The following is a 21,823-nucleotide window of genomic DNA, read 5'->3' as shown; positions in this document are numbered from 1 at the left end:
GAGCGACATGGCCAACGAAACCACCACGACCACCCTCGACGATCTCACTCACACGAACCTGATCGAGCCGTACCTCATCGCCGCGCTCACCGAGCAGCCTGGTCTCATGACCATCGCCTGCAAGGAGTTCGACATGCGCGGCATGTCCACCGCGACGCTCAAGATCCCGAGCGAGACGTCGTGGTGGGGTTCGCCGAACGACGACGGCGCGGGCGTGGACCTCGAGTTCAACGCCACCGCGGTCACCGACATCAGCAACACCGCCGTCTCCACCGGCGGCGTCACCGTCACCCCGGCGGAGTACGGCGTGGCGATCGAGCTGGAGGACAAGGTCGAGGAGGACTCGATCGACGGCCTCGATCTGCTCGGCCGCTTCGAAAGCCGGATGCTCCACGTCCTCTCGCTGGCGATGGAGGACGACTTCCTCGCCCTCCTCGCCAGTCTGTCCAACGTCGTCGGGACCACCACGGTTGACCTGTCGATCGCGCAGCTCCTCCAGGCGCAGTCGGATCTGCGTACGCGCGGCGTGATCGCCGAGGGTGTCATGTACATCCTCGACAACCAGCAGGCCAACGACGTCGAGGCGGCCTTCATTGCGACGAACGCCGCGCAGGCGGTGTACGCGATGGCGGCCGACCGGATCCTCGCGTACAACCCGCAGCCCAACAACGGCATGACGACGCGGATGATCTCGTCGTTCCGCGGCTACCCGGTCTGGACGACGGGCCTCACCGACACCGCCAACGCGGCCGCCGATGTCGTCGGCGCCTGCCTGACGCCGTCGAGCGCGTTCAACGACACCGCCGGTCACGTCACCTTCGGCTGGGCATGGAAGCGGATGCCCCGGTTCGAAACCGAGCGGCACGCGAAGAAGCGCACCACCGACCTAGTCATGACGGCGCGCGCCGGGGGCGTGGAGCTCCTCGACGGGTCCGGGACCGCTATCATCACCGACGCGTGAAAGGAGCGATCCATGGAACCCAAGAGCGACCTCCAGAAGCAGATCGACGCGGCCGCGGTTCGCGACGACAAGGACCGCGTTCGCGGCCACCTCGCGATCGGGCCGTCTGATCAGCTCGTCATCCTGCCGCCGGGCACGATCGGGCTGGACGCTACCGTCGAGCGGGGCGTCTTCATCACCGGCCTCAAGGAGGGCTGGCGACTCGGGACCGAGGCGGACGTCAAGCGCAAGCAGGACGAGGAGCGCGCGGCGGACTCGGAGCGCGAGCGGATCGCGCGTGAGTACGTCGGGCACGCCGAGACGGAGCGGGCGAAGGAGCAGGTTCTCCGCGCGCGCGCGGCCGGCGAACAGACGAAGGCGGCCGAACCGGTCCGCCGCTCGACGCGCGCCGCCGAGTCGAAGACCGACACCAAGTAGAGCCACCGCCCAGCCCGGGGGCGAAGCCGGGCGCGTGAGGTGATGACATGGCCGAACCGATCCTGTGGGCGAATCACGCGAAGCGGACCCAGCCCGCGATGCAGTGGAACCCTGACCTGCGAGCCTTCGAACCGGTGATCGATCCCGACACCGGCGAGCCGCGGCTGGAGAAGATCCCGCAGCGCGCGCACGATGGCGACGGCGATCCGTTCAAGCCGAAGAGCCTCACGCTCGTCCACGCGACGTGGATCCACTACCTGCGCCACGACGGACACTGCGTCCGGGTGAAGCTGACGAACGCGGCCGCCGACCTGGACGTCGACCAGAAGATCGCGAAGTACCACCAGGCGAAGGCGCGGTGGTTCGGCTGGATCCCGCTGTCCGCCTGCCCGTGCGCGCTGCGCGTCGGCGGGCAGATCAGTCAGGCGCAGCTCCGATCGGACGACGCGAAGCACGGCGATCCGTGCCCGCCGGGGTCGCACAGCGAGACGCGGCCCTGTCCGCACCTCATCGCCGAGCGCGCGGTGCGCCAAGCCGCGCGGAAGAAGATCCAGGCCGCCCGCGACCTCACCTTCCAGCCCGAAGCCGAGAAGCTCCTGCGCGGCCAGCAGCAGCAAACCAACGAGATCGTCAGCGCGCTGACCGAGGTCGTCAAGGCGCTCGCTCCGAAGCCGGAACCGCTCGGCAAGGCCGAGGCCAAGGCCAAGGAGCCGAAGGGCGAGCGGTGACCGACTACCGGCCAAAGGCGCTCGTCCCGCTGAAGTCGCCACTCGAGCTGAAAGAGGCGACCATGCGGGACTACGCCGCGAACGCGCGGCGCCTGGGGCTCGAGCCGAACATGTCGGCGATCGAGAACCTGGCGATCGCCGACCTCAACATGGTTGATGCCTACAAGCGCGGCGTCGATCTGTCGCCGAAGCTCCCACAGAAGAAGCGCGATCCCAAGCCGGTCGACCAGCTCATCCAGGTTGTGCCGGACCACGGGATCAACTTCAAGGCGCCGTCGAAGCACCGCGACCGGCCGGGCGTGCTCTACAAGCGCGCGCACCGCCGCTCGGCGAAGTGGGCGCACGCGGTCGCGCGGATCGGTCGGATCCTGCAGGGGGCCACACCGGCAAAGGGTCTGCCGGCGACCGCGGCCACCGCGCAGGATCCGATCCGCGCCCTCGAGTACCTGCGGCTCTTCGCGAACTACGAGATGCGCGGCCGGCTCTCGCGGCACAACCCCTTCGCCGGGATGAGCGAGCACGACGCGGCCAAGCGGTTCGAGGCCGAGGTCTATCGGATCTGCGATCGCTCGACCGGCGTGCTCGGTCACTGGTGGACGAAGTGAGCGCCCCGACCCAAGACGTCATCTACGGCGTGGCCGGGCAGTCTCTCGTGTTCGACGCCCCGGAGGGCCGGCCGAGCGCGGTCACGTCGGTGACCGTGTTCGAGAGCGAGGAGGGCGACGATGACACCGCGGAGCTCGCGACGAGCGGCGCCGCGGCGATCGAGACGAACCCGAACACGACGTTCGACGCGGCGTCGGGCATCAGTCAGGCCGAGCCCCGGAAGTGCAGCTTGGCGGCGACGACCGGCATCACGCCCGGCCGCTCCTACCTGGCGACGAACGACATCCTGGAGCGCGAATGGGTGGAGGTCGTCTCGATCGCGGTGGCGGACAGCGTGCTCGCGCGCCATCCGCTGCTGAACGACTACCCGATCGGCGCGACCTTCCAGAGCACGCGCATCTCGATCGCGCTCGACGCCGCGTGGGTGGCCGACGACCAAAACATCTCGTGGGAAGTCCTCCCGCACGCGCGCTACCGGGTCCGCTGGGTCTACACCGTCGGTGGCGTCGTCTGCGTCCATGACACGTACATGGACCTGCTCCGCTACGCCGGTCGCCACACTGTCACGCCGAAGGACGTCGACCACGCCTACAGCGGCTGGATCCTCTCGCTGCCGACGGACTACCGCGAGGACCAGGGCCGCGCGAAGATCGATGAAGCGTATCGGCGGGTCAAGTTCGACCTGTACGGGGACCTGCTCCCCGATCAGAGCATCCGCAACCGCGAGCTCCTCGATGCGCTCGTCATCGCGAAGGCTGGGTGGCTGGTCTTCCCGACGGAGGACAACCAGCGCGAATACGATCGGCGCTACGAGATGCTCATCCGGTCCGGCAAGCTCCCCGTCTCGCAGGACGAGGGTGGCGGCGCCGCCGCGCAACCGCTCCTGCCGATCATCATGAGGTGACCCATGGGTGCAGCTCTCACGCTACACGAGAATGTCGACTTCACTGGCACGGCGGCGCCAAACTCGGTCGCGCTGGCGATCGGGCAGACGTACATCATGGTGGCCACGCAGCACGTGTACTACAAGCACGGGCCGACCGGGCAGGTGGCCGTCACTGCCAACACGGGGGTGCTGCTCCCGGCATTCATCCCGTACGAGTTCACGGTCCGCGATTCGTCCATGCAGTCCGTCTCGGCGATCCGATTCGCGGCCGACGGTCGGCTCAACATCGCGCGACAGGGCTTCTGATCGCCCGTGCCGACCACGACCTACGAAGCGATCCGGGACGCGCAGATCGTCGCCATCGAGGCGGCGATCCCGAGCTCCCATGTCGCGATGCGGTTCAAGGTGCACCCGCTCGATCAGGAGTTCGACGCGTGGACCGAGGAGCATCCGGACGCCTGCTTTCGCCGCTTCGACATCGCGAACAACTTCGACTATCAGATCGAGGGCACGACCGACGGTGCGACCGATCGCTACAACCACACCGTGACCGTGTCCGTCGCGTACCCGCTGGAGCTCGCGCGCTACGGCGTGGCCAACCACCGTTCGCTCGACGGCGTGATTGACGTGGACTTCAGCCGGATCGACGGCGCGATCGGCCGGCGCGCTGCGGTCAACTACCCGGCCGGGATGAACCTCGGCCTGTACCTGTCCATGACCCCCGTCCGCCTGCCGAGTGCGTGGATCATTCGGCTCATCTACCAGATCGAATACGACCGGAGCGTATGACCCATGTCGAACCTCGCCGAGCTGACGAACGTCCTCTACAACACGGAGGCGGCTTTCTGTGAGACTGCCTCCACGTTCAGCGCCGCGCTGCCGCTGATTGACATGGTCGACCTGACCGGCCTCGCGCGCACGATGGAGCCTTCGGACTTCACCAAGCAGTACGCGCACGAGGGCTACCAGGACGTGCTCATGCCGTTCGAGGGCAAGACCGTCAAGCTCACCGGCCGGCTCACCGGGCTCGGCGCGACCGCGGTTGGCGCCGTGCCATCGTCCGAGATGGTCACCTTCCTCGGACTGCTCGTCGGCGCGTCGGTGACCGGCCTGGCGACCGGGACCACCTTCACCGGCGGGACCGCGCTCGTCCCCACCACGACCGCGGCCAGCGGGGTGGCGGCGGGCGGGCTCGTCCACGGCGGACAGATCGCCGACACCCGCGTCGGCGGTCAGTGGCTACCGGTCGCTACGCACGCGGCGAACAGCCTGACCCTGCTCCTCGGCGCGCCGGCCGCCCCGAACGCCACCGACGTGCTCTTCGCCAGCCGGATGATCCATCCGAACGAGAGCGGCGGCGTGTTCGAGGTGGGCACCTCGTTCCGCATGCACGTGCTCACGAGCAACGGCCACTTCATCCTGCGCGGCTGCTACATGGTGGACTTCAAGGTGACGCAGACCAGCCCGGGCGAGATCCCGCAGTGGGAGGCGACGATCGGCGTGTCGCACGCCACGACGTCGAGCGGCACCTTCCCGTCGGCCACCGTGGCACAGAAGCACTCGGCCAGCCCGTGCGCGAACGGATCGCTGGCGTACAACGAGGTCGGCACGACGACGCGCCTGACCGAGGTTGCGCGCTCGGTCGTCATCAACTTCGGCGACACCGGCGAGGGCATCAAGGGCACCGGCGGCAACTTCGAGGGGCAGGTCTACCAGAGCTACCGGCGCCGCACCGGCAAGACCACGCTGGAGTTTGTGGTCGACGCCGAAGCCACCGGCACGTACACCTGGCGGGCGCGCGCCAACGTGGATCCGAACACGCGCCCTTTCTATCACGTCATGTACTCCGCGAGCACCGCGGACGGGCGCGCGTGGGGCATCTACTTCCCGCGCATGAAGCTCGTCAACGAGCCGATCCAGATCAACGATGGGGGATACAACCGGACGCGCGTGACGCTCGAGGCGCTCAAGGGGGCGACCGACACCAGCGAGCTCACCCGCTCCGCGTGGCGCATGGGCTTTGCCTGAGAGGAGGATCGTTTGATCGTTCGCACCACCAGTCTGGCCGGGGAGTACGTCCACGTGGACGAGGAGGACCCGGCCATCGATCAATCGGGCGCCGACTGGCGCTCGTTCTACGTTCGTGCCATGGAGCTCGGCGAGCTGGGCAGCCTGCCGCTCCGCACCGGGGCCGAGCCCCCGGTCGTGTGGCGCTTCCGCCACCTGTCCGCCGACGAGATCACGTGGGCCGTCGATCGGGTGCAGCCGGGCAAGAACAACCTGGCCAGCAACCTGGATCTCCTCGCGCTGGCGCTCGTCGCTGTGCGCGGCGTGAAGACGGAGGACGGTCAGCCGCTGGAGCTCAAGCGCGCGCGCGATCCACGGCGCGGCGGGTTCGAGGCGGTCAAGAGCGAGCAGCTCGACATGTTGCTCCGAGACGAGAAGGGGTTCCTTGATACTGGTCGCCTGATCCGCCTGTCCAACCGCGTGTGGTCGGACATCATCCCTCCGCAAGGGTAGTCGATGGGATCCGGATCGCGCCGCACGTCTGGTCGCACCGCCGGCGCAGCCGGATCAACGGGGGCAACCAGACCGGCTATCTCGACTGCGGCGAGTGCCAGCGAAACCAGACCGAGATCCAGCGGCAGGACTGGAACTGTGGGCACCTTCCTCGGCTACCCAATCACCGTGGCAACTATCCGCGACCTGGATCGGCGTCTGTCCCGGCGTGCGACACCTGTCCTGGCTACCTCATCGCCCTCCCGCTCGTCATGGAAGCGTGGAGCGCGCATCTCTGGTGGGAGAAAGGCCAGCTCCCAGTCTGGATCGATGGGCGATCGAAGTCGCCCGCGCTCAACTACTACGTCGAGGTCGCGGCCAGCGCAGTCGCCGACGTCGAGATCGAACGGCAGGCCGAGCTAGAGCGCGAGCGAAAGACCCGTGAGCCACGCTGATGGACATCGTCAACCGCGTCAAGACGATCTACACGAACGACACCTCCCAGGCGGAGGCGGCGGTCAAGCGCCTGAAGGGTGTCGAGCGTGACCGCGCGAAGGCGCTCCTCAACGACCTGAACGAAGGGAACGCCCGGCTCCACGCGCAGATCGCGACGTGGACGAAGATCGGCGCCGCGGTCGGCGCCGGGATCGCGATCTTCAAGGGGCTCCAGGTCTCGGCGCGGGCGTACCTGGAAGACCTGCGCCTGGAAAGCGCGGCCGCCGGGATCAACGTCGACCGGCTTCGCGCGTCGGTGCAGGGACTCGTCGAGACGGACGATCTCCTGGCGTTCGCCGGCCGGACGCAGAACGCGATCTGGAGGCTGAATCAGCAGGAGATGGAGCTGGTCCTGCGTGGCGCCAACGCGCTCCGCGTGTCCATGGGCAAGGAGCTCAAGCCCACGGTCGACGCGCTGGCCGAGTCGATCACGAAGGGATCCAGCCGCGCGCTGAAGGAGTTCGGCATCGAGGTGAAGTCGAAGACCGAGCTGCTCGAGGTGATGGAGGCCCGTGTCCAGTCGCTCGGCGGGAAGACCACGCTCGTGGGCGACGACTTCGAACGCGCAGGCGTGCAGTGGTCAGACGCGGTGGACGATCTCAAGGGCGCGCTCGGCCGGCTGGCGATCCAGCTCGCGCCCGCGATCTCGGCGCTGGCCGACTTCACCGCAGGGATGGCCGACGCGATCACCAAGGTGGCCGACTGGGACGAAAAGCTCCGCGACGTCCGGGAGGACTTCTTCGCCTGGATGGATGAGACGTTCGACTGGGACACGGAGCGTCGGCGCCAGCGCCGCGCGCCGTACCGGATCGATCAGCAGACCCGACTCGGCGAAACGCTCGAGCAGGCGATCGCCACGGGGCCCGGGCGTCGCACGCCGACCGTCGAGGAGATCCTCGCGCAGATCCGATCGCGGGCCACGATCTCGGACCAGCAACTCCCCTCGTGGGTGAAGCTCGGCGCGCTGAAGACGCCAGACATCAGCGTCCCGGCCAAGCTGAAGGTCGAAGAGATCGAAGTGGACGCGCGCGCCGTCGCAGAGGAGATGCGCACCGTCTACGACGCCGCCAAGTCGACGGTGCTGAACCTCGTGGACGCGATCAAGGATCCGCGCTCTCGGGGGTGGCGACCGATCAGCGAGGCGGCCGATCAGCGAGAGACCGGCATCGAGGGCATCAGCCGGGGGGCCGAGGCGGCCGCCGCGATCGCGCGCGCGAACGTCGAGATGGCGGAGCAGGCGCGCGGGAAGACGATCCTGGAAACGGTCTTCGGAACGCCGGGCGACATCGAGCTCACCACGGTGGCGCTGCAGACGCTCGGCCAGGTCTTCACCGGCGTGGCGCAGGCGGCCGGCGCGGCGTTCGACGCGTGGATCACCGGCCAGAAGAGCATCGGCCGGGCGTTCGCCGAGGGGATCGGAGAGGTCCTCCGGCACACCGCGGTCCAGGCCGGGATCGAGGCGATCAAGCACACTGCATACGGCGTCGGTGCGCTGGCGTTCGGGCCGATCATGGGACAGAGCGCCGGGCAGCACTTCGCCGCCGCGGCCATGTTCGGCGGGCTGGCGATCGCCGCGGGCTCGGCAGCGCGCGGGATGGGGTCGGCGACCGGGCAGTGGCGCGCGCCGAGCGCGGGCGGAGGGACTGGGTCGGCGCTCGGCGGCAGAGTCGGACGCGAGTCGGCGGCAGCGGCGCCCGCGGAGCGGCAGACCGTGATCCTCCTCGGCCGGGACTTCCTTGGCCTCACCGACCTGGAGCAGCGTGACCTTGTCTATCGAGCGGTCCGCCAGGGCAACGGCCAGGTCCGCACCTCCAACGTGAGGAGGGGCTGATGCCGTTCGGCCGGCTCGAAGCGCAGATCACCGTGCCTGTGGCCGGTTGGGATGGGACCATCAACGACTCCGGCGCGGGCGGCGACGTCGCGTGGAGCGTGCCGGCCGGGACCTACTTCCTCCCCGAGCTCCTCTCGGAGCTGCAGACCCAGCTGAACGCGGCCGCGCCGACCGACACGCTCACGGTGAGCGTCGGGAACGGCGAACTCGGCACCGGCAAGGTGACGATCGCATCGGGGGGCGGGACCTTCGCGATCACCTGGATCGATCTCGACCTCCGCGACCTGCTCGGCTACACCGGCAACCTGTCGGGCGCGTCGACCTACCTGGCGACGAACCACGCCCGTTCGCTCTGGATCGCGGACTGTCCCTACCTCGCGCCGAACGAGGTCTCGCCGTGGGGAGGCTGGCCGGAGGCGGACTTTCGCACCGTCGAGAACGCGGCCGGTGTCGTGTGGGGGTTCATGGGACAGCTCAAGGAGACGAGCTTCCTGCGCTGGGAAACGGTCAAGCGATCGCGCGCGTCGAAGGCGAACGAGGCGACGACCGGCGAATCGTTCCAGCGCTTCGTGGAGGAAGGCGTGTGGGGCACGGCCGCGTGGGGCACACCGACCGGTCCCGTGCGGTTCTTTCCCGACGCGAGCGCCTCGGCGTTCGCGAAGTACTCCGTGACCGACCTCAAGCAGTTCCGACCGGAGCAGTTCTCCGACGGATGGGCGGCCGGACCGTGGAAGGTGGAGCTGCCCCGGCTCGTGCTCATCGAGACCGGTGAGCAGGGCCGCGACACGATCGTCGCGACGCACCTCACCAGCGCGGGTAGCAGCGTGGACGGGACGACCTTCGACTCCGCGTCGATCACGGTGGCGGCCGGCGAGCTGGTGCTCCTGGCGGTGTGCTGCTCGCAGACCAGCACCGATGCGCCACCGCCGAGCGATGTCTCCGAGACCGGCGCGGGCACGACGCTGGTGGCGACCCAGATCGCGCAGGTGGACTTCGACACGACGAACCCAGCGCATAACTGCTCGCTGTGGCGAGCGATGCCGGCCGCTCCATTCACCGGCACGGTGACCTTCACGTTCCCGGCCACGGTGACGGCGTGTGCGTGGTCGATCGTGAAGTTCGCGGGCGTCGACACGGGCGGCAGCAACGGGGCCACCGCGGTCGGGAATCAGGCGGCGCAGACCGGATCGACGTCGAGCGGCACGGCGCTTCCGCTCAACCTGTCGGCGCTGGAGCACGTGACGAACCGGGCCTTTGCCGCGTACTTCAATGACTCGAACACGGTGACGATGGATCCGCAGGCGGGGTTCACGGAGCACGGCGAGGGGGCGATCGGTTCGCCGGGCGCCCGGGCGCAGACGCAGAGCGCGCTCACGCTGACCGCGTGCGACGTCTCGCAGGCGTCGCCGACGCCGCTCGGCGGCATCGCTATCGAGATCCGATCGGGGCCGCTCTGATATGGCGCTGACGTCCACAGTCCTGCGCGATGTTGGCAGTGCCCGCATCGGGTTCGTCCTGGCGATCGAGGGATACAAGTACCTCCTCACCGACGCCAAGAACGTCACGCCGGTCCTGACCGCGTGGGTGGGGAGCGGCTGGACGCAGGCGCTGCCCGGCCTGAAGGTGAAGGGCACGATCCGACAGAGCCTCACGCCGTGGGCGCAGACGATCGACGTCCCCACGCTCACCTTCGAGATCCTGCCCGACCCGACCGACCAGTTTGGGATCGACGTCTGGAAGTCGAGGCCGCGATTCAGCACGCGCCTCACCGCGCCCTTTGAGGCGGCCGCGGATGGCTCGGGGACGATCGAGGTGGAGGACACGAACGGCGTGCCCGGTTCGCCGCCGGAGAATCAGCTCTTCATCGGCGGCCGCGAAGTCGAGGTGACGGTGGCGAGCGCGACGTCGTTCACCGTCGCCGCGGCCGGCTTCGGAAAGCATCAGCCGTTCGGCGCGGAGGCGGACCACTACTCGGATGCGGTGCAGACTCCGGCGGACCAGAACTGGGATGCGGGTCCGGCGCCGGTCATCCGCTCCACGCCGACCTGGATCGGAAAGAAAGTCGCGCTCCGCATCCATCTCATCAACGGCGAGGTGTGGAACACGTACACGCAGGCGCAACTCGAGTTCGCCGGCCGGATCGTGTCGCTGCGCGAGGACCCGCGGACCGGTACCACGATCATCGGCTGCGAGGACCTCCGCGGCGCCATCCGTGATGCCGTCCTCCTCAAGGCGCAGTGGGTGGGCCGCGTCCCGAGCGGCATCCGCCTCCAGGCCGGTGACACCTTCATCGCGGCGGAGAGCGACTACCCGAGCACGTACACCGAGTCCAACCCGCTCACGGTGGTAGCGTCCGGCGCGAGCGGGAACGACGAGGTGGATGAAGGCTACTACGAGCTGGACGAGTTCCTCGCCATCCTGAACCGCTGGGTGTCCTCGGAGGCGTTGGACGCGCAATGGCACTTCGGGATCGAAGCTGGGAACGGCGGGCGGCGCACCGTCATCCGCGCGGTGTTCGGGACCGATGGCGATCGAACGATCATTCTCTACAGCAACAGTCGCCACGCGCTCCAGTTCCTCGGCTTCGGCGGCCGCTCCGGCGCGACGGGCGGCGACGGGGCGATCCTTCCGACCAGCGACTCGACGAAGCCATGGCGCGTGGTGAAGGGTAGCGACGCGGGCACCACGATCGTCCTCACGTCGAGCGGTCCGCCCTACGTGACCAAGCCGTTCCAGACCGACCACCGCACGTCGCGCGAGGTAGGTCTTACGCTCGACCTGGAGTCGAGCGATGGGACGTGGGTGACGCACAGCGACTTCCTGCCGGCCGCGCTCAAGGTGGAGGTCGGGCCGGGCGAGGACCGTTCGTTGATCCGGATCGGCGACTCGCTCTTCCTGGCTCGGCGCGTCTCGGCCACCCGGCTCGACGACGTGGGCTTCTCGCTCAACTTCGCGGGGTACTCGCAGGGCGACGGACCGGACGTCCTCCTCGGCCGGACCGTGGACGACGAAGACGAGCGCATGGACGTCATGCAGGTCGTCACGCTCGCCGGCTCGTTCACCGACATCGTCACCCGGCTCATCGTCAGTACCGACGGGCGCGGGATCAACCACGGCACCTTCGACTCGTTTCCGAAGGGGATGGGGTGCCCGGGCATCCCGTTCTCCCTGCTCGGCGCGCCGTGGCTGGAGTCGGTGCGCGCGCTCGACCAAGCCGACAAGCACGAGTCGATGATGGTCGTGCTGGATCGGCCGCGGAAGCTGGTCGACATCCTGGTCCCGGAGCTGGTCCTGCGGTTCGGCTGGATCATCTGGAAGGACGAGTTCTTTCAGATCGTTTCGCCGCCGTCGCCGAGCCCCATTTCACCGGATTTCACGCTCGACGACTCGAACAAGGCGGCGCCGGCCGGACAGACCGACATGTTGGTGTCGGCGACCGAGGTGACGAAAGAGCACCTCTGCAACGTGATCAAGGTCAACTACAACCGGTCGCCGACCGGCTCGTTCCGCGATCATCTGGTCGTGCGCGACGAGACCTCGATCGCGACGTACGGCGCCACCGAGGCGTGCACGATCGACGCGGTCAACAGTTTCAGCGACGCAGCCGGGACCGGAGCCGCCGTCGAGTCGCTGGCGGCGTCGCTGGTGGCGCGCGTCCTGCCCGCGTTCGGCCGGCCGATGAAGATGGTCAGCCGAACGATCGCGCCGACGCTCTACCACATGGCGCCCGGCGCGACCGTCGCGCTGTCTGACAGCGACGTGCGCGATCCGACGAGCGGGATCCGGGGCCTCACGAATCGAGGCTGCATCGCCTTCGCGGTGAGCCACACGTTCGGGCACGAGGGACAGGATCCGTTCGGCGAGGTCGAGCTCCTCTTCACCGACGAGGATCGGTGCTTCCCGATGGCGCCCGCCGTCGAGGTGGACACGGCCTTCAGCGGCACCGTGGACGGCATCACCTTCACGTCCGGCTACGCGAACACGGCAGCGGGCGGGCCGGCCCTGAAGGTGAAGGCGCATGCTTACTCGCGGTCGACCGACCCGCACGACGTCTCGCTCCTCGCCAACGGGGACCTCGTCCGCATCTACGAGATCGATCCGGCCAACCCCGCCTCGATCACCGCGTGGGATCGGACGCTGGCGGCGAGCGGCGCGGTGGATGCGACCGATGACTACGTCCGCTTCACCGCCGACCTGGCCTCGCCCGCGTACAGCACCACGCTGCAGTACCGGATCGTGCCGCAGCTCTTCTCCGTCGTGCAGGAGAGCCAGGAGCTGGCCGCGTACATCGCCGACGAGGACGGGCTCATCGAGAACCTGATCGAGGCGAACGAGTTCGGCGATGACCAGAGCTGGGGCTTCACGCGGACGCAGCCGAACAGTTTCCCCTACCGGCTGCCGCCGAACGAGGCGGACGACGAGGGGCGCCCGGTGCACGGCGGGATCGCGTTCGATCACACCGTCAACCTGAACGTCCTCATCTCGTACATCACCGCGCCGCACATGCCGGTGCTCTACATGGACCGGCACACCAACACGGTGGAGGACTTCCGTCTCCTGCAGGTCTACCCCTACTTCATCGGGATGACCCCGCACTCGTCGGCGGTCCGCAAACTCGTCATCGCGCCGATCCTTGGGATCGCGAACGCGGCGGAGACGTGCTCCCTCCGGGTGACGAGCAGCAAGTTTCCGCCGCGGGGGAGCTCTGGGGCTCCGCCGAAGTTCTCTGGCGCGCACAAGCAGGTGACGTTCACCCACACCGGCAGCACGACCGACACCGCCGTCACCGCGCAAGAGCTCGACGTCGTCCCGGCCGACATCCCGGGGATGACGTGGGTGACGGTCGAGATCATGACGTCGGACTCCGCGGCGCAGGCGCGGCTGCGCGGCTGGCAGCGCTTCCACCTTGGACCGGTCAACCTCTAATGGCCAAGCACCACGTCTCCCGGCAACTGCCCTCGCTCTTCCACCCGGAGATCGCCGCGCGGAACGGGCGCATCCCCACGGCGGGCGGGTTCCGACGCTTCGCCGAGGCGTACAACGCGGTGGCCACGCGGCAGAGGAAGCTCCTCATCTGCAAGTCGCAGGACCTCCGCCACATGATCTCGCCGCCGTCGTCCCCGGCGGTGGTATGGAGCTTCTACTTCCGAACCGGGGAGAACGTCACCTCGATCGATGCGTACGTCGGCCTCACCGCCACCGAGTCGATCTTTCCGGGAATCCCTGCGCAAGTCATCGTGGACGTCTACCGCGCGAGCGACGACGTGCGCATGAACATCGGGAACGAGGGCTCGCTGGTCTATGACAGCACCGTCACCGGCGACATCCTCGGGGCCGACGTCATCAGCCACAACATGACGCGCATCACCGGGCTCGCGCAGGACACGGAGTACTACTGCGAGACGCGCTGCCTCTTCGGCGCCCGGCTGGCGTACCTCACCGCGGTGGAGACGCCGGTGCGCGAGGCCGACGACCAGGTCCTCGTCATCTGCAACCCGGGCCGGTATGGGCGCGGTGCGCCGATCAAGCGCCTGGCCATCGAGGAGCTGGCGACCGCGGCGCGCGAGCTCTGGCGGCACAACGCGTCGCAGCTCTTCGCGTGGTGCAGCAACTACCAGGAGGACACCGCGTCCGACCCGAGCTCGAGCTCCACAAGCTTCACCGATCTCATCGCCGACAGCTCCGCGATGCGGATCGAGACGACGATGCGTGGCACCCTGCAGCGGCCGAACGCGATCCCGGTGAAGATGGCGGTCAAGGCGCGCAGGACCGCCGGATCGGGCACGGCCGACTTCCGCATCTTCGACGGCACCAACTCGATCCAGATCAGCGCGGCGGCGATCACCGGCACGAAGGACTGGTTCACCACGACCGGGACGCTGTCCGGGACCCCGGCCACCTGGCGGATGCAGCACCGCGTGTCCGTCGGAACGACCACGGTCCGGACCATGGCCTGGTCCCTCTTCCAGTGGGAGGCGTGAGATGAGCATCCGACCGACCGTTACCCGGACCGCGGTGGGGGGCGCCGCCGTGCTCGCGTCCACGATCGCCGCCATCATCATCCTCGGCCGCGGCGGGATCGACCTGGCCACGGCGTGGTCGATGCGCGTCATCGCGACGGGATCGTCCGGCACCGGCAACCTCGATGGCGCGGACGGGGTGGACGCGGCCGACGTCGACGGGGCGAACGGTCCCGACATCGCCGTCGGGTACGAGCAGGGACTTCGCCTGTCCCTCTCGTTCAACCCGGGCCCCACCACGGTCTGGACCGGCGACTGGCCGCGCGTCGTGCTGCCGGCTGCAGCGAACCTCTGCTCCGCGGAGGACGTCGTCATCGGCGAGCTGGACAACCCGGCCGACGGTCAGCTCGACGTCGTGGCGGCGTGCGAGACCGGCACCGTGCGCGTGTCGGCGTTCTTCGGGCCGACTCCGCCGAACAGCTTGAACGAGCTGCTCGAGGCCACGAACTGGACGCAGGCGGACCTGACCGCCTCGGCCGGGAACCGGTCCATGCGCGCGGCGATCGTCAACATCGACGGCATCGCCGGGAATGAGATCGTGGTCGGCGGCAAGGAGTCGAGCGGGCCGTGCGTCGCCGCGTCGCTCGGCTACTACGTGAGCGCGACCCCGCGGACGGGCGCGAGCTGGGCTTTCGTGCCGATCACGCCGGTCGGTTGGGTCATGCAGCTCTACTGCCAGGACCTCGACGGCGACACCGACATCGATTGCGTGTTCACCGATCGCGAGCCGATCGACTGCCCCACACCGGGCGGCGGCAACCAGGGCATCACGGTGATGAAGGCGACCACGCCGGGAGTCTTCGCCGCGCCGGTTCGCTACTTCGGCGGCGAGGGCGACCACAAGTGGTTCACCCTGTACGATCACGACGGAGACACCGACCTGGACATCGTCGGGTGCAGGTCGAACGGCACCGGGACGAACACCGCCTACATCCTTCTCAACGGCGGCAACTTCAACTCGTTCCCGACGACGATCAACGTGCCGATGCCGAGCGGGGTCGGGCAGTGCCAGCACGTCTGGGCCGGCGACATCGACAACGATTCGACGACCGATCTCGTCTTCTCGTTCTCGAACGCGCAGAACCTGTCGGCGTACGTCTGGTACAAGGTCGGCGGCACGGCGCTCTCGCCCACCTTCGCGCGCGGCGAGATCAGCGGCAACCTCGACGCCGACTCGGACGTCAAGGGCGACAACACGATCTGTTTCGATGCCGACGGGGACGGGGACAAGGATTGCTTCTGGACCGAGCAGCACATGCCGAACGGCACCGACCCAGGGCTCGGGCTGGTCGCGTGGGAGAACCCGCTCCTCACCTTCGTAGCGCCCGCGGCCGCGCCGGAGGTCACGTGCTCGCTCCTCACCGCGGGATCGCAGACGTCGCCGGACGCCAGCTCCTACAACACGGCTTCCATCTCGCCCGTCGGGAACCGCCCGCTCTACGCCGTCGTCGAGACCGCGACCGGGGCTGGCCCCTCGCAGCCGACCGCGACCGGGAACGGTCTGACCTGGGTCGTCGAGCGGTCGGTGACGTTCTCCACCCGACGGCTCACCGTGCTGCGCGCGCTGGGCGCTTCGCCGAGCTCCGGCGCGGTCACCTACGACTTTGCCGGGCAGACCCAGACGAGCGCCATCTGGCAGGTGGTGCAGTGCGCTGGCGCCGACACGAGCGGCACCAACGGCAGCGGCGCCACCCCGCAGTCGGCCAGCGCCACGGTCGCAGCTGGGACCACCTTTACCGCCACGCTGCCCGGCGCGCTGAATAGCAGCGGCAGCCGGCTGCTATGCTGGGTCGGTCTCGACATCGCCAGCACCGTCAGCCCCGACGCTGACCTGCTCGAGTTCTCCGACGCGAACGTTGCGGCCGGCGCGTCCACCCTCGAAGGCCAGGGTGCTCTGAACCAGACCGCGTGCACACCGACTTTCTCGTCCGCCAACGGGGCTGGGATTGTGGTGGAGGTGAGGACGCCGTGAGCGACACCATTCCGACGCCGGTAGCCAACGACAGTCCGGCCGACACGCAGCGCAACAAGCCCATCACCGACGGCGAGACGTTGGTCGCGGTCACCGCGGGCCACTTCCGCATCGACATCAAAAAGCGCACGGTGTTCTTCGTGATCAGCATCCTGACCGCGCTGTCAGGCGGCGCATTCTGGAAGAGCTTCCGCACCGACGATGACGTGTCGGCGGTACAGGACAAGGTCGAGGTGGTCGAAGGCCGCGCCGAGGTGGCGAAGGCCACGGCGGTCCAGGCCGCGGCCGTCGTCGAGGAGGCCTACCAGGACACCAAGCAGAAGCTCGACCCGACCGGCCAGCAGATCGCCGAGCTCCGGGCCGACGTCGACAGCCTGCGCGCTGAGCTCGAGAAGGAGCGGGCCGCGCGAGCCGGCCGCCGCGCCCGGAAGGTCCAGCCGAAGCCGGTGCCGGCCGTCGTGACCGCGCCCCTTCCACCCACCGCGGCGGCCGCCGTCACCGCCGGTCCACCCACCGAACCCGTACCAGGAGTCGCACCATGATTCTCGAGACCCTCCTCGCCAGCGGACTCGGCGCGATGCTCGTCGAGCGCGCGATCGACTACATCCTCAGGCGCAACAAGACCACGCGCGAGATCATCGAGACGGCTGCCCGGCACGTGTTCTCGCAGTTGGCCAAGGTCGGGATCGACGACAAGGCCGAGGCGCACATGGCGTATCGTCGCGCGCTCGATGTCGGACTGCGCGGCATCAAAGTCAAGCTCTCCCCGGGCGTTTCTTCCCTCCTCGATCGACTGTTCGAACAGATGTGGGAGCTCCGCGCGCGCACGGTGATGGACTCGGCCGCGCTGGCGCTGGCCAAGTCGGGCGACCGGATGGAGCGGCTGGGCAAGCTCCTGGCGGCCGGTCTGCCCCTGAAGTGACGGAGCGCGTCATGGGGCTCTGGCGGCGCATGACCAGGAAGGGAGCTGGCGTGCCGCCGGGGCCGGCTGGGAGCTCCGAGGCGGCCGCGACCCGCCGTCTGTCGCAGGTCCAGGCGGAGCTCGACCGCAGCCTCAGGGAGGTCCGCAGGGCGGGGGAGGAAGCCGGCCGGACCACCCCGGCCCCGGCCACCCTGGAGCTGTTTCACCGGGCGGTGGAGCAGCTGGTCATCATCATCCAGCGGGAGTGCGACCGGTTGGTCCTGGCCACGGACACGACCCGGGCCCTCCTGCGAGCCGTGCTGGTCGGCGTGATCATTGGTCTGGTGATCGGCGCTGTGATCGTTGCCATGCTTTGGGGAAGGCATGGCCGATGACAACGAGACTGCGTGGCGGGCGCGCGAGAAGATCGACGACGCGGTGCACCTGCTCCACCAGGCCGAGGTGGAGCTCCAGACGGCGCGCCCGTTCGATGCGGAGTTGCTGCACCGGATCGGTCTGCAGCTGGACGGCATCCGGCGCAGCCTGAGGCGTCGACGCGGATGAAGCGGCGCCGGCCCCGCGTCCACGTCACGCCGGGAGAGAAGTGGGTGAGCGTCGATCGCCGCGAAGAAGCGGTGGTCACCGCCGTCTACAGGGTGCCGAGCTGGGACCTGTACGCCCCGGTCCGGGTCCGCTTCCTGTACGTCCCGCGAGTCGGTTCGAGCGCGACCGCGGAGATGGATCAGTCCGAGTTCCGCCGGCGCTTCCCGATCAGGGGTGACGGAGCGCCGTCCATCACGTAGGCGGCGATAGCTGTCCATTCGGCCGCGAGGAGCCCGCGCGCCTGCAACATCTCCGGGCTCAAGAGCAGGAGCGCGCGCTCGAACCGGGCTCGATGCGGTCGCGTCGGGCCGCCGGAAGGGCGTCGGGCCGATCGCCGGGTCCAGCAAGGATCGCCCGGCATCGATCCGCACTCTCGGCAGCGGACCAGCTCAATCACTCGCCGCGTCACCGCCGCGCCCATCGCTCTCGTTGAACTGCCGGATCCGCTCGACCATCTGCGCCGGCTCCCAAACGCACGCGCCGTACCACGGGACCAGGTACTGGATCGGTCGGCCCGGGAACGATGCTTCGATCTGGACGACCCAGCACTCCGGGATGTGCGGCGCCTGTACTACGATCGCGGCGGAGATGAGGACCTTGTTGAACGGGCGCGCCGTGTCCGGTGTGGGGTTGTACGCGGCGTAGTGCATCTGCCGGGCGATGTCGATCGCGTGGCCCATGGTGATCTTCTTCCTGCTGATGCTCATCGTCTTCCTCTCGTTCGGAGCGTCGCGCCTGTGGTCGCGCACACTCGATGACGCTTGTCGGGGGCGGTTGGGCGCGCCGTGGGAGTTGGCCTGTTGACGCAGCTCTCGTGCGCCGGGTGCGTGGTGCCGTCGGGGTCGGTGACCATGACGTACGAGAAAGGCTGCCAGAGTCGCTGGTCGCAGACCCAGCACACCGGCGGGTTCGCTCGGACCGTCTGTTTCACAGCTCCTCCGGGATGCGCGGGCGCGGCAACGGGTCGAGGCCGGCGAACAGGACCAGGAACCTGATCGCCTCCTGGAGTTCACCTACCCTGAAGGCGTACATGCCGGTCCTGTTGAGGAGCGGGTCGGACGTCAAGGGCGACTCCGCCAGCTCGTGAAGCTTCATGATGCGTTGGCGGAGATGGGTCGCCTCGATCTCCAGCTGGCGCTTGGTCGGTTTCATCGCGTCACCCGGTTGGCCGGAACGCGGCGCATTAGGTTGGCCAGGTCGGTGGCCAGGTGGTGCAGGTAGGGCGTGTACTCCTGGGCGTTGGACAGGGCGGCGGCCAGCTCGTCCCGTAGGCGATTGAGTCTCGCCATCTCGCGCTGCACGCACTCGTCGGTGGAGAAATCCGTCAGCGCGACGTTGTTGGCCTGGAGCCAGGTGTAAAGGCGGGACAGGCGCGGAGACATCGGTGCGCCGTGCGCGGTCCGGCGGTGGGGAGGGTCGGCGAGCGGCGGGATCATGGAACCCTCCGCGCCCGCCGGTCGCGGCGAGTTGGCAGTTCGTGGACAGCATCAGCAACGTCATGCTCGAGGAGCATGTCCACCAGGCTCTGAATCTCCCGGCGCGACGCAAGGCCCCTCTGGCCTGCCCGCCTTCTAATGGCGCGACGCTCTAGGTCGGAGACGACCAGTCGAACAAGGACGACCATGGCTCACTCCCACTCCAGGAGCGACGCGCGCTCGAGATCGGAGTTGTCGGCCTTCGGGTCGACCGAGACCGCATCGCGGTGACGGCTCTCCTCCAGCGCGGCCGCACGCTGCGCCACCGCGCGGTGATGCGAAGACAGGGTGAGCGTGGCCAGGGCAGCGCCGATGCTAGCGCCGGCTTCGCGGGCCCCCTCCTGACGACGAGCAAGAGCCTGATCGGCAGCGCGCTCGGCCGGAGAGACCTCGGGGGGCAGCGGCGGCGCCGGAGGCTCGGCCAGCTCGATGAGCGAGCCGCGGATCGAGGTGGCGTCGGCGATCCGGGCCAGGTCCTCGGTGAGCGCCTTGATGAGGGAGACGGCCGCGTCGACCGCGTTGCCGCAGAGGGCGCGGTAGGCGCTGACGCGCTCGGCCAGCTCGCCCACCGAGCGGAGCAGCCTGGCCGCAACCGCCTCGGAGATCTCGCGCTTGTCGTCCCGCTGCGCGCGCTCGTTCGCAAGGGTCTGCTGAATCGCCCGCACGTCGTCCTCCAGACCGCGCGCGATCCCGATGCGGAGCTCCTCGCTGTCTGCGACCGGGAGCGCCGGGCAGATCCAGGAGTGGCCCCACCTGGTGGACATGGCGACGCAGAGCGCGTTGGCGAGCGTCCGACTGCCGGCCGGGATGTACCAGCCGAGCCCGAGCGTCGTGCAGCCGAGGTGCTTCTGCAGGGTGCGGGCCAGCCACTCGGTGACGCGGCCGGACTCGAACGCCTCTGTGTCTCGCTTCGCGAGAAAGACCTCGATGACACGGGCGGCCAGCACCGCGTCGCCGCGGGCGACCAGCTCCTCGCCGTGGAGCTCGAAGGTGACGAGGACCTGTCCGGCCGACTCGCCCACGTTGGCGGTCGATGCCGCGGACCGCGCGACGTACCAGCGCGCATCCCACGTGCGGCCGGTGGCCTTCGCCAGGCGGCGGTCCTGATCGCTGCGGACCGCGGACCGCACGATGTAGCCCTCGCCGTTGAGGGCGCGGATGGCTTCGCCCGCATGCGCCTTGCACGACTCCGGGCGCGGGGCCCAGTCCGCGGGGCATCCGGCCGCCGCGAGGGCGGCCACGATCTGGTCCAGCGACAGCGCGCCGCGGCCGCGCCATCCCACGAGCGCCCCCGCTCCCTCGGCCGCCTGCCCCGCGATGATGATGCTCGTCATGGTCGTCATGTCCTGCTCCTGGGTTGGTTGTCCGGTGCCTGAGGCTCCCGTGCGGGGTCGCGACTGGCGCGGCCCCTGGCGAGGGTCTCAGGCCGCGCGCGGCGGGGGCTTGATGGGTTCGCCGCGCCCGCCGATGTTGCCCGCCATCTGCCGCCCCAGCTCGATCTCGCGGGCGAGGATCCGGGCCACCTCTTCGGCGGCCGCCTGCGTGGTGAACTCCTCGCGGACCAGCGCCCCGTCGGTGCCGGGCTCGGCGTCGGACAGGCTGTCCCCGAGCGCGCGGCAGCAAATCATCGCGGTGCGGTGGTCGCCGCCAGCCATCGAGCGGGCGTAGAGGCTATGGATCTCTTCCTTGGTCATGATCATCGTCATCTCCCCTTCTGCATGATCGCGTGCTCGAGGGTGAGCGCGGCGGACCACATCTGGCTCGCCCGCTCCTGCGCGTCGGCCGCCCCGCTGCGGAGGACTTCCTGCCGCTTGCGGAGTATTTTCAGCCTGCCCTGTTCCAGGTCCGCCTTCGATGCCCGCGTCATGTCTCCATCGATACAGGAAACCTTGACCGTACGTCAAGCGTCTTGACGGACGAATGTTGACCTAGCGTCAAGTACGCAGATCCGATGGGTCCGCAGACAAACGAAGGGCGGGACCCTGAACCGGCCCCGCCCTTCTTGCCAAAGCCCCTGGCGCTCGCTCGGGGCGTTGGCCCTAATACACGTCGTCTTCGGTCTTGCAGATCTCGTCGGGGCCAGCGTCGTGGCCGTACTCCCCGCCGCACTGACTGCACCACGGACTCAGCCGAACGGCGAGCGAGCCGAGCACGCAATCCCACTTCGGCGTCTGGGTCTCGCACGCCGGCTGCGTTCCACAGTTTCCGTTGGGCAGGATGCAGTAGCAGCAGCTCCCGGGCCGCGTGCCGCTGGAGTTGCCGGGCCCGACGCACTGCGCGCCAAAGCAGCAGCCGTGCGTCTTCCCTCCGCCCGTGAAGCCGCACCACGCGCCCGTGTACGGGCTGTCAGCGGTGTCCTCGTCGTTGCCCGGGCACTCGAGCGCCACGGTATCCACGTCGTACTCCCACAGGAGATCGACATCGGCTTC

Annotated in this window: 26 protein-coding genes; 19 read left to right on the top strand and 7 right to left on the bottom strand. The window is 68.8% G+C overall.

All coding sequences use genetic code 11. The features are described 5' to 3' along the window. Window positions 1-7: 7 nt before the first annotated feature. From VFX99_RS03455 to VFX99_RS03365, 19 genes are all read left to right on the top strand, one after another. A complete protein-coding gene (locus VFX99_RS03455) occupies window positions 8-961 on the top strand; it encodes a hypothetical protein (RefSeq protein WP_329664921.1) in 954 nt (317 codons plus the stop codon). Between the two features lie 12 nt (window positions 962-973). Further along, complete coding sequence (locus VFX99_RS03450) at window positions 974-1,378, top strand: hypothetical protein (RefSeq protein WP_329664920.1); 405 nt, start codon at window positions 974-976, stop codon at window positions 1,376-1,378. Window positions 1,379-1,425: 47 nt separating this feature from the next. Continuing rightward, the gene (locus VFX99_RS03445) at window positions 1,426-2,106 is read left to right on the top strand and encodes a hypothetical protein (RefSeq protein WP_329664919.1); all 681 of its coding nucleotides are present in this window, start codon (window positions 1,426-1,428) and stop codon (window positions 2,104-2,106) included. Beyond that, a complete protein-coding gene (locus tag VFX99_RS03440) occupies window positions 2,103-2,711 on the top strand; it encodes a hypothetical protein (protein WP_329664918.1) in 609 nt (202 codons plus the stop codon). Before VFX99_RS03445 ends, VFX99_RS03440 begins: the two co-directional genes overlap by 4 nt. Continuing rightward, on the top strand, window positions 2,708-3,616 hold the full coding sequence (locus tag VFX99_RS03435; protein ID WP_329664917.1) for a hypothetical protein: 909 nt from the start codon (window positions 2,708-2,710) through the stop codon (window positions 3,614-3,616). Before VFX99_RS03440 ends, VFX99_RS03435 begins: the two co-directional genes overlap by 4 nt. A 3-nt stretch (window positions 3,617-3,619) precedes the next feature. Beyond that, window positions 3,620-3,904, top strand: a complete 285-nt coding sequence (locus VFX99_RS03430; protein ID WP_329664916.1) for a hypothetical protein — start codon at window positions 3,620-3,622, stop codon at window positions 3,902-3,904. A 6-nt stretch (window positions 3,905-3,910) separates the two neighbouring features. Then, window positions 3,911-4,387: a hypothetical protein gene (locus VFX99_RS03425; protein ID WP_329664915.1), complete on the top strand. Its 477-nt coding sequence runs from the start codon at window positions 3,911-3,913 to the stop codon at window positions 4,385-4,387. 3 nt (window positions 4,388-4,390) lie between these two features. Further along, on the top strand, window positions 4,391-5,626 hold the full coding sequence (locus tag VFX99_RS03420) for a hypothetical protein (RefSeq protein WP_329664914.1): 1,236 nt from the start codon (window positions 4,391-4,393) through the stop codon (window positions 5,624-5,626). A gap of 12 nt (window positions 5,627-5,638) precedes the next feature. Next, the gene (locus tag VFX99_RS03415) at window positions 5,639-6,118 is read left to right on the top strand and encodes a hypothetical protein (RefSeq protein ID WP_329664913.1); all 480 of its coding nucleotides are present in this window, start codon (window positions 5,639-5,641) and stop codon (window positions 6,116-6,118) included. Window positions 6,119-6,551: 433 nt separating this feature from the next. Then, a complete protein-coding gene (locus VFX99_RS03410; RefSeq protein WP_329664912.1) occupies window positions 6,552-8,423 on the top strand; it encodes a hypothetical protein in 1,872 nt (623 codons plus the stop codon). Continuing rightward, window positions 8,423-9,880: a hypothetical protein gene (locus tag VFX99_RS03405; RefSeq protein WP_329664911.1), complete on the top strand. Its 1,458-nt coding sequence runs from the start codon at window positions 8,423-8,425 to the stop codon at window positions 9,878-9,880. Before VFX99_RS03410 ends, VFX99_RS03405 begins: the two co-directional genes overlap by 1 nt. Before the next feature lies 1 nt (window position 9,881). Further along, entirely contained in the window at window positions 9,882-13,349 is a 3,468-nt protein-coding gene (locus VFX99_RS03400) for a hypothetical protein (protein WP_329664910.1), read from the top strand. Then, the gene (locus tag VFX99_RS03395) at window positions 13,349-14,404 is read left to right on the top strand and encodes a hypothetical protein (RefSeq protein WP_329664909.1); all 1,056 of its coding nucleotides are present in this window, start codon (window positions 13,349-13,351) and stop codon (window positions 14,402-14,404) included. The genes VFX99_RS03400 and VFX99_RS03395 overlap by 1 nt, the downstream gene beginning before the upstream one ends. A 1-nt stretch (window position 14,405) precedes the next feature. Further along, on the top strand, window positions 14,406-16,415 hold the full coding sequence (locus tag VFX99_RS03390) for a VCBS repeat-containing protein (RefSeq protein WP_329664908.1): 2,010 nt from the start codon (window positions 14,406-14,408) through the stop codon (window positions 16,413-16,415). Next, a complete protein-coding gene (locus VFX99_RS03385) occupies window positions 16,412-16,957 on the top strand; it encodes a hypothetical protein (protein WP_329664907.1) in 546 nt (181 codons plus the stop codon). The genes VFX99_RS03390 and VFX99_RS03385 overlap by 4 nt, the downstream gene beginning before the upstream one ends. Beyond that, a complete protein-coding gene (locus tag VFX99_RS03380) occupies window positions 16,954-17,337 on the top strand; it encodes a hypothetical protein (protein ID WP_329664906.1) in 384 nt (127 codons plus the stop codon). Before VFX99_RS03385 ends, VFX99_RS03380 begins: the two co-directional genes overlap by 4 nt. 11 nt (window positions 17,338-17,348) lie before the next feature. Then, window positions 17,349-17,711, top strand: a complete 363-nt coding sequence (locus tag VFX99_RS03375; RefSeq protein ID WP_329664905.1) for a hypothetical protein — start codon at window positions 17,349-17,351, stop codon at window positions 17,709-17,711. After that, the gene (locus VFX99_RS03370) at window positions 17,701-17,880 is read left to right on the top strand and encodes a hypothetical protein (protein WP_329664904.1); all 180 of its coding nucleotides are present in this window, start codon (window positions 17,701-17,703) and stop codon (window positions 17,878-17,880) included. The genes VFX99_RS03375 and VFX99_RS03370 overlap by 11 nt, the downstream gene beginning before the upstream one ends. Continuing rightward, window positions 17,877-18,119 carry a hypothetical protein gene (locus tag VFX99_RS03365; protein ID WP_329664903.1) on the top strand — a complete coding sequence of 81 codons (243 nt, stop codon included), beginning with the start codon at window positions 17,877-17,879 and terminating at the stop codon, window positions 18,117-18,119. Before VFX99_RS03370 ends, VFX99_RS03365 begins: the two co-directional genes overlap by 4 nt. 189 nt (window positions 18,120-18,308) lie before the next feature. Here the strand turns inward: VFX99_RS03365 and VFX99_RS03360 are convergent, their stop codons facing one another. The 7 genes from VFX99_RS03360 to VFX99_RS03330 form a co-directional block, all read right to left on the bottom strand. After that, entirely contained in the window at window positions 18,309-18,626 is a 318-nt protein-coding gene (locus tag VFX99_RS03360) for a hypothetical protein (RefSeq protein WP_329664902.1), read from the bottom strand. Between the two features lie 220 nt (window positions 18,627-18,846). Continuing rightward, entirely contained in the window at window positions 18,847-19,071 is a 225-nt protein-coding gene (locus VFX99_RS03355) for a hypothetical protein (RefSeq protein ID WP_329664901.1), read from the bottom strand. After that, entirely contained in the window at window positions 19,068-19,355 is a 288-nt protein-coding gene (locus tag VFX99_RS03350) for a hypothetical protein (protein WP_329664900.1), read from the bottom strand. Before VFX99_RS03350 ends, VFX99_RS03355 begins: the two co-directional genes overlap by 4 nt. Window positions 19,356-19,546: 191 nt before the next feature. Further along, the gene (locus VFX99_RS03345) at window positions 19,547-20,737 is read right to left on the bottom strand and encodes a hypothetical protein (protein WP_329664899.1); all 1,191 of its coding nucleotides are present in this window, start codon (window positions 20,735-20,737) and stop codon (window positions 19,547-19,549) included. 78 nt (window positions 20,738-20,815) lie between these two features. Next, window positions 20,816-21,100 (bottom strand): hypothetical protein, encoded by a 285-nt coding sequence (locus VFX99_RS03340; protein WP_329664898.1) that lies wholly within the window; start codon window positions 21,098-21,100, stop codon window positions 20,816-20,818. Then, the gene (locus VFX99_RS03335; RefSeq protein WP_329664897.1) at window positions 21,097-21,261 is read right to left on the bottom strand and encodes a hypothetical protein; all 165 of its coding nucleotides are present in this window, start codon (window positions 21,259-21,261) and stop codon (window positions 21,097-21,099) included. The genes VFX99_RS03340 and VFX99_RS03335 overlap by 4 nt, the downstream gene beginning before the upstream one ends. A 172-nt stretch (window positions 21,262-21,433) precedes the next feature. Then, window positions 21,434-21,823, bottom strand: a 390-nt coding sequence (locus tag VFX99_RS03330) for a hypothetical protein (RefSeq protein ID WP_329664896.1), incomplete at its 5' end; no start/stop codon positions are given.

Source organism: Microbacterium sp. (assembly GCF_036277215.1).
Classification (GTDB): Bacteria; Actinomycetota; Actinomycetes; order Actinomycetales; family Microbacteriaceae; genus Microbacterium.
Note: the sequence above shows the minus strand (reverse complement) of the source record. Positions and strands in the feature narration are given on the sequence as shown.

Bases quoted from the DNA above. Each gene is read 5' to 3' on its own strand.
- VFX99_RS03455 (WP_329664921.1), top strand. From the start codon at position 8: ATGGCCAACGAAACCACCACGACCACCCTCGACGATCTCACTCACACG.
- VFX99_RS03450 (WP_329664920.1), top strand. From the start codon at position 974: ATGGAACCCAAGAGCGACCTCCAGAAGCAGATCGACGCGGCCGCGGTT.
- VFX99_RS03445 (WP_329664919.1), top strand. From the start codon at position 1,426: ATGGCCGAACCGATCCTGTGGGCGAATCACGCGAAGCGGACCCAGCCC.
- VFX99_RS03430 (WP_329664916.1), top strand. From the start codon at position 3,620: ATGGGTGCAGCTCTCACGCTACACGAGAATGTCGACTTCACTGGCACG.
- VFX99_RS03420 (WP_329664914.1), top strand. From the start codon at position 4,391: ATGTCGAACCTCGCCGAGCTGACGAACGTCCTCTACAACACGGAGGCG.
- VFX99_RS03410 (WP_329664912.1), top strand. From the start codon at position 6,552: ATGGACATCGTCAACCGCGTCAAGACGATCTACACGAACGACACCTCC.
- VFX99_RS03405 (WP_329664911.1), top strand. From the start codon at position 8,423: ATGCCGTTCGGCCGGCTCGAAGCGCAGATCACCGTGCCTGTGGCCGGT.
- VFX99_RS03400 (WP_329664910.1), top strand. From the start codon at position 9,882: ATGGCGCTGACGTCCACAGTCCTGCGCGATGTTGGCAGTGCCCGCATC.
- VFX99_RS03395 (WP_329664909.1), top strand. From the start codon at position 13,349: ATGGCCAAGCACCACGTCTCCCGGCAACTGCCCTCGCTCTTCCACCCG.
- VFX99_RS03390 (WP_329664908.1), top strand. From the start codon at position 14,406: ATGAGCATCCGACCGACCGTTACCCGGACCGCGGTGGGGGGCGCCGCC.
- VFX99_RS03380 (WP_329664906.1), top strand. From the start codon at position 16,954: ATGATTCTCGAGACCCTCCTCGCCAGCGGACTCGGCGCGATGCTCGTC.
- VFX99_RS03375 (WP_329664905.1), top strand. From the start codon at position 17,349: ATGGGGCTCTGGCGGCGCATGACCAGGAAGGGAGCTGGCGTGCCGCCG.
- VFX99_RS03370 (WP_329664904.1), top strand. From the start codon at position 17,701: ATGGCCGATGACAACGAGACTGCGTGGCGGGCGCGCGAGAAGATCGAC.
- VFX99_RS03365 (WP_329664903.1), top strand. From the start codon at position 17,877: ATGAAGCGGCGCCGGCCCCGCGTCCACGTCACGCCGGGAGAGAAGTGG.
- VFX99_RS03360 (WP_329664902.1), bottom strand. From the start codon at position 18,626: ATGAGCATCAGCAGGAAGAAGATCACCATGGGCCACGCGATCGACATC.
- VFX99_RS03355 (WP_329664901.1), bottom strand. From the start codon at position 19,071: ATGAAACCGACCAAGCGCCAGCTGGAGATCGAGGCGACCCATCTCCGC.
- VFX99_RS03350 (WP_329664900.1), bottom strand. From the start codon at position 19,355: ATGATCCCGCCGCTCGCCGACCCTCCCCACCGCCGGACCGCGCACGGC.
- VFX99_RS03345 (WP_329664899.1), bottom strand. From the start codon at position 20,737: ATGACGACCATGACGAGCATCATCATCGCGGGGCAGGCGGCCGAGGGA.
- VFX99_RS03340 (WP_329664898.1), bottom strand. From the start codon at position 21,100: ATGACGATGATCATGACCAAGGAAGAGATCCATAGCCTCTACGCCCGC.
- VFX99_RS03335 (WP_329664897.1), bottom strand. From the start codon at position 21,261: ATGACGCGGGCATCGAAGGCGGACCTGGAACAGGGCAGGCTGAAAATA.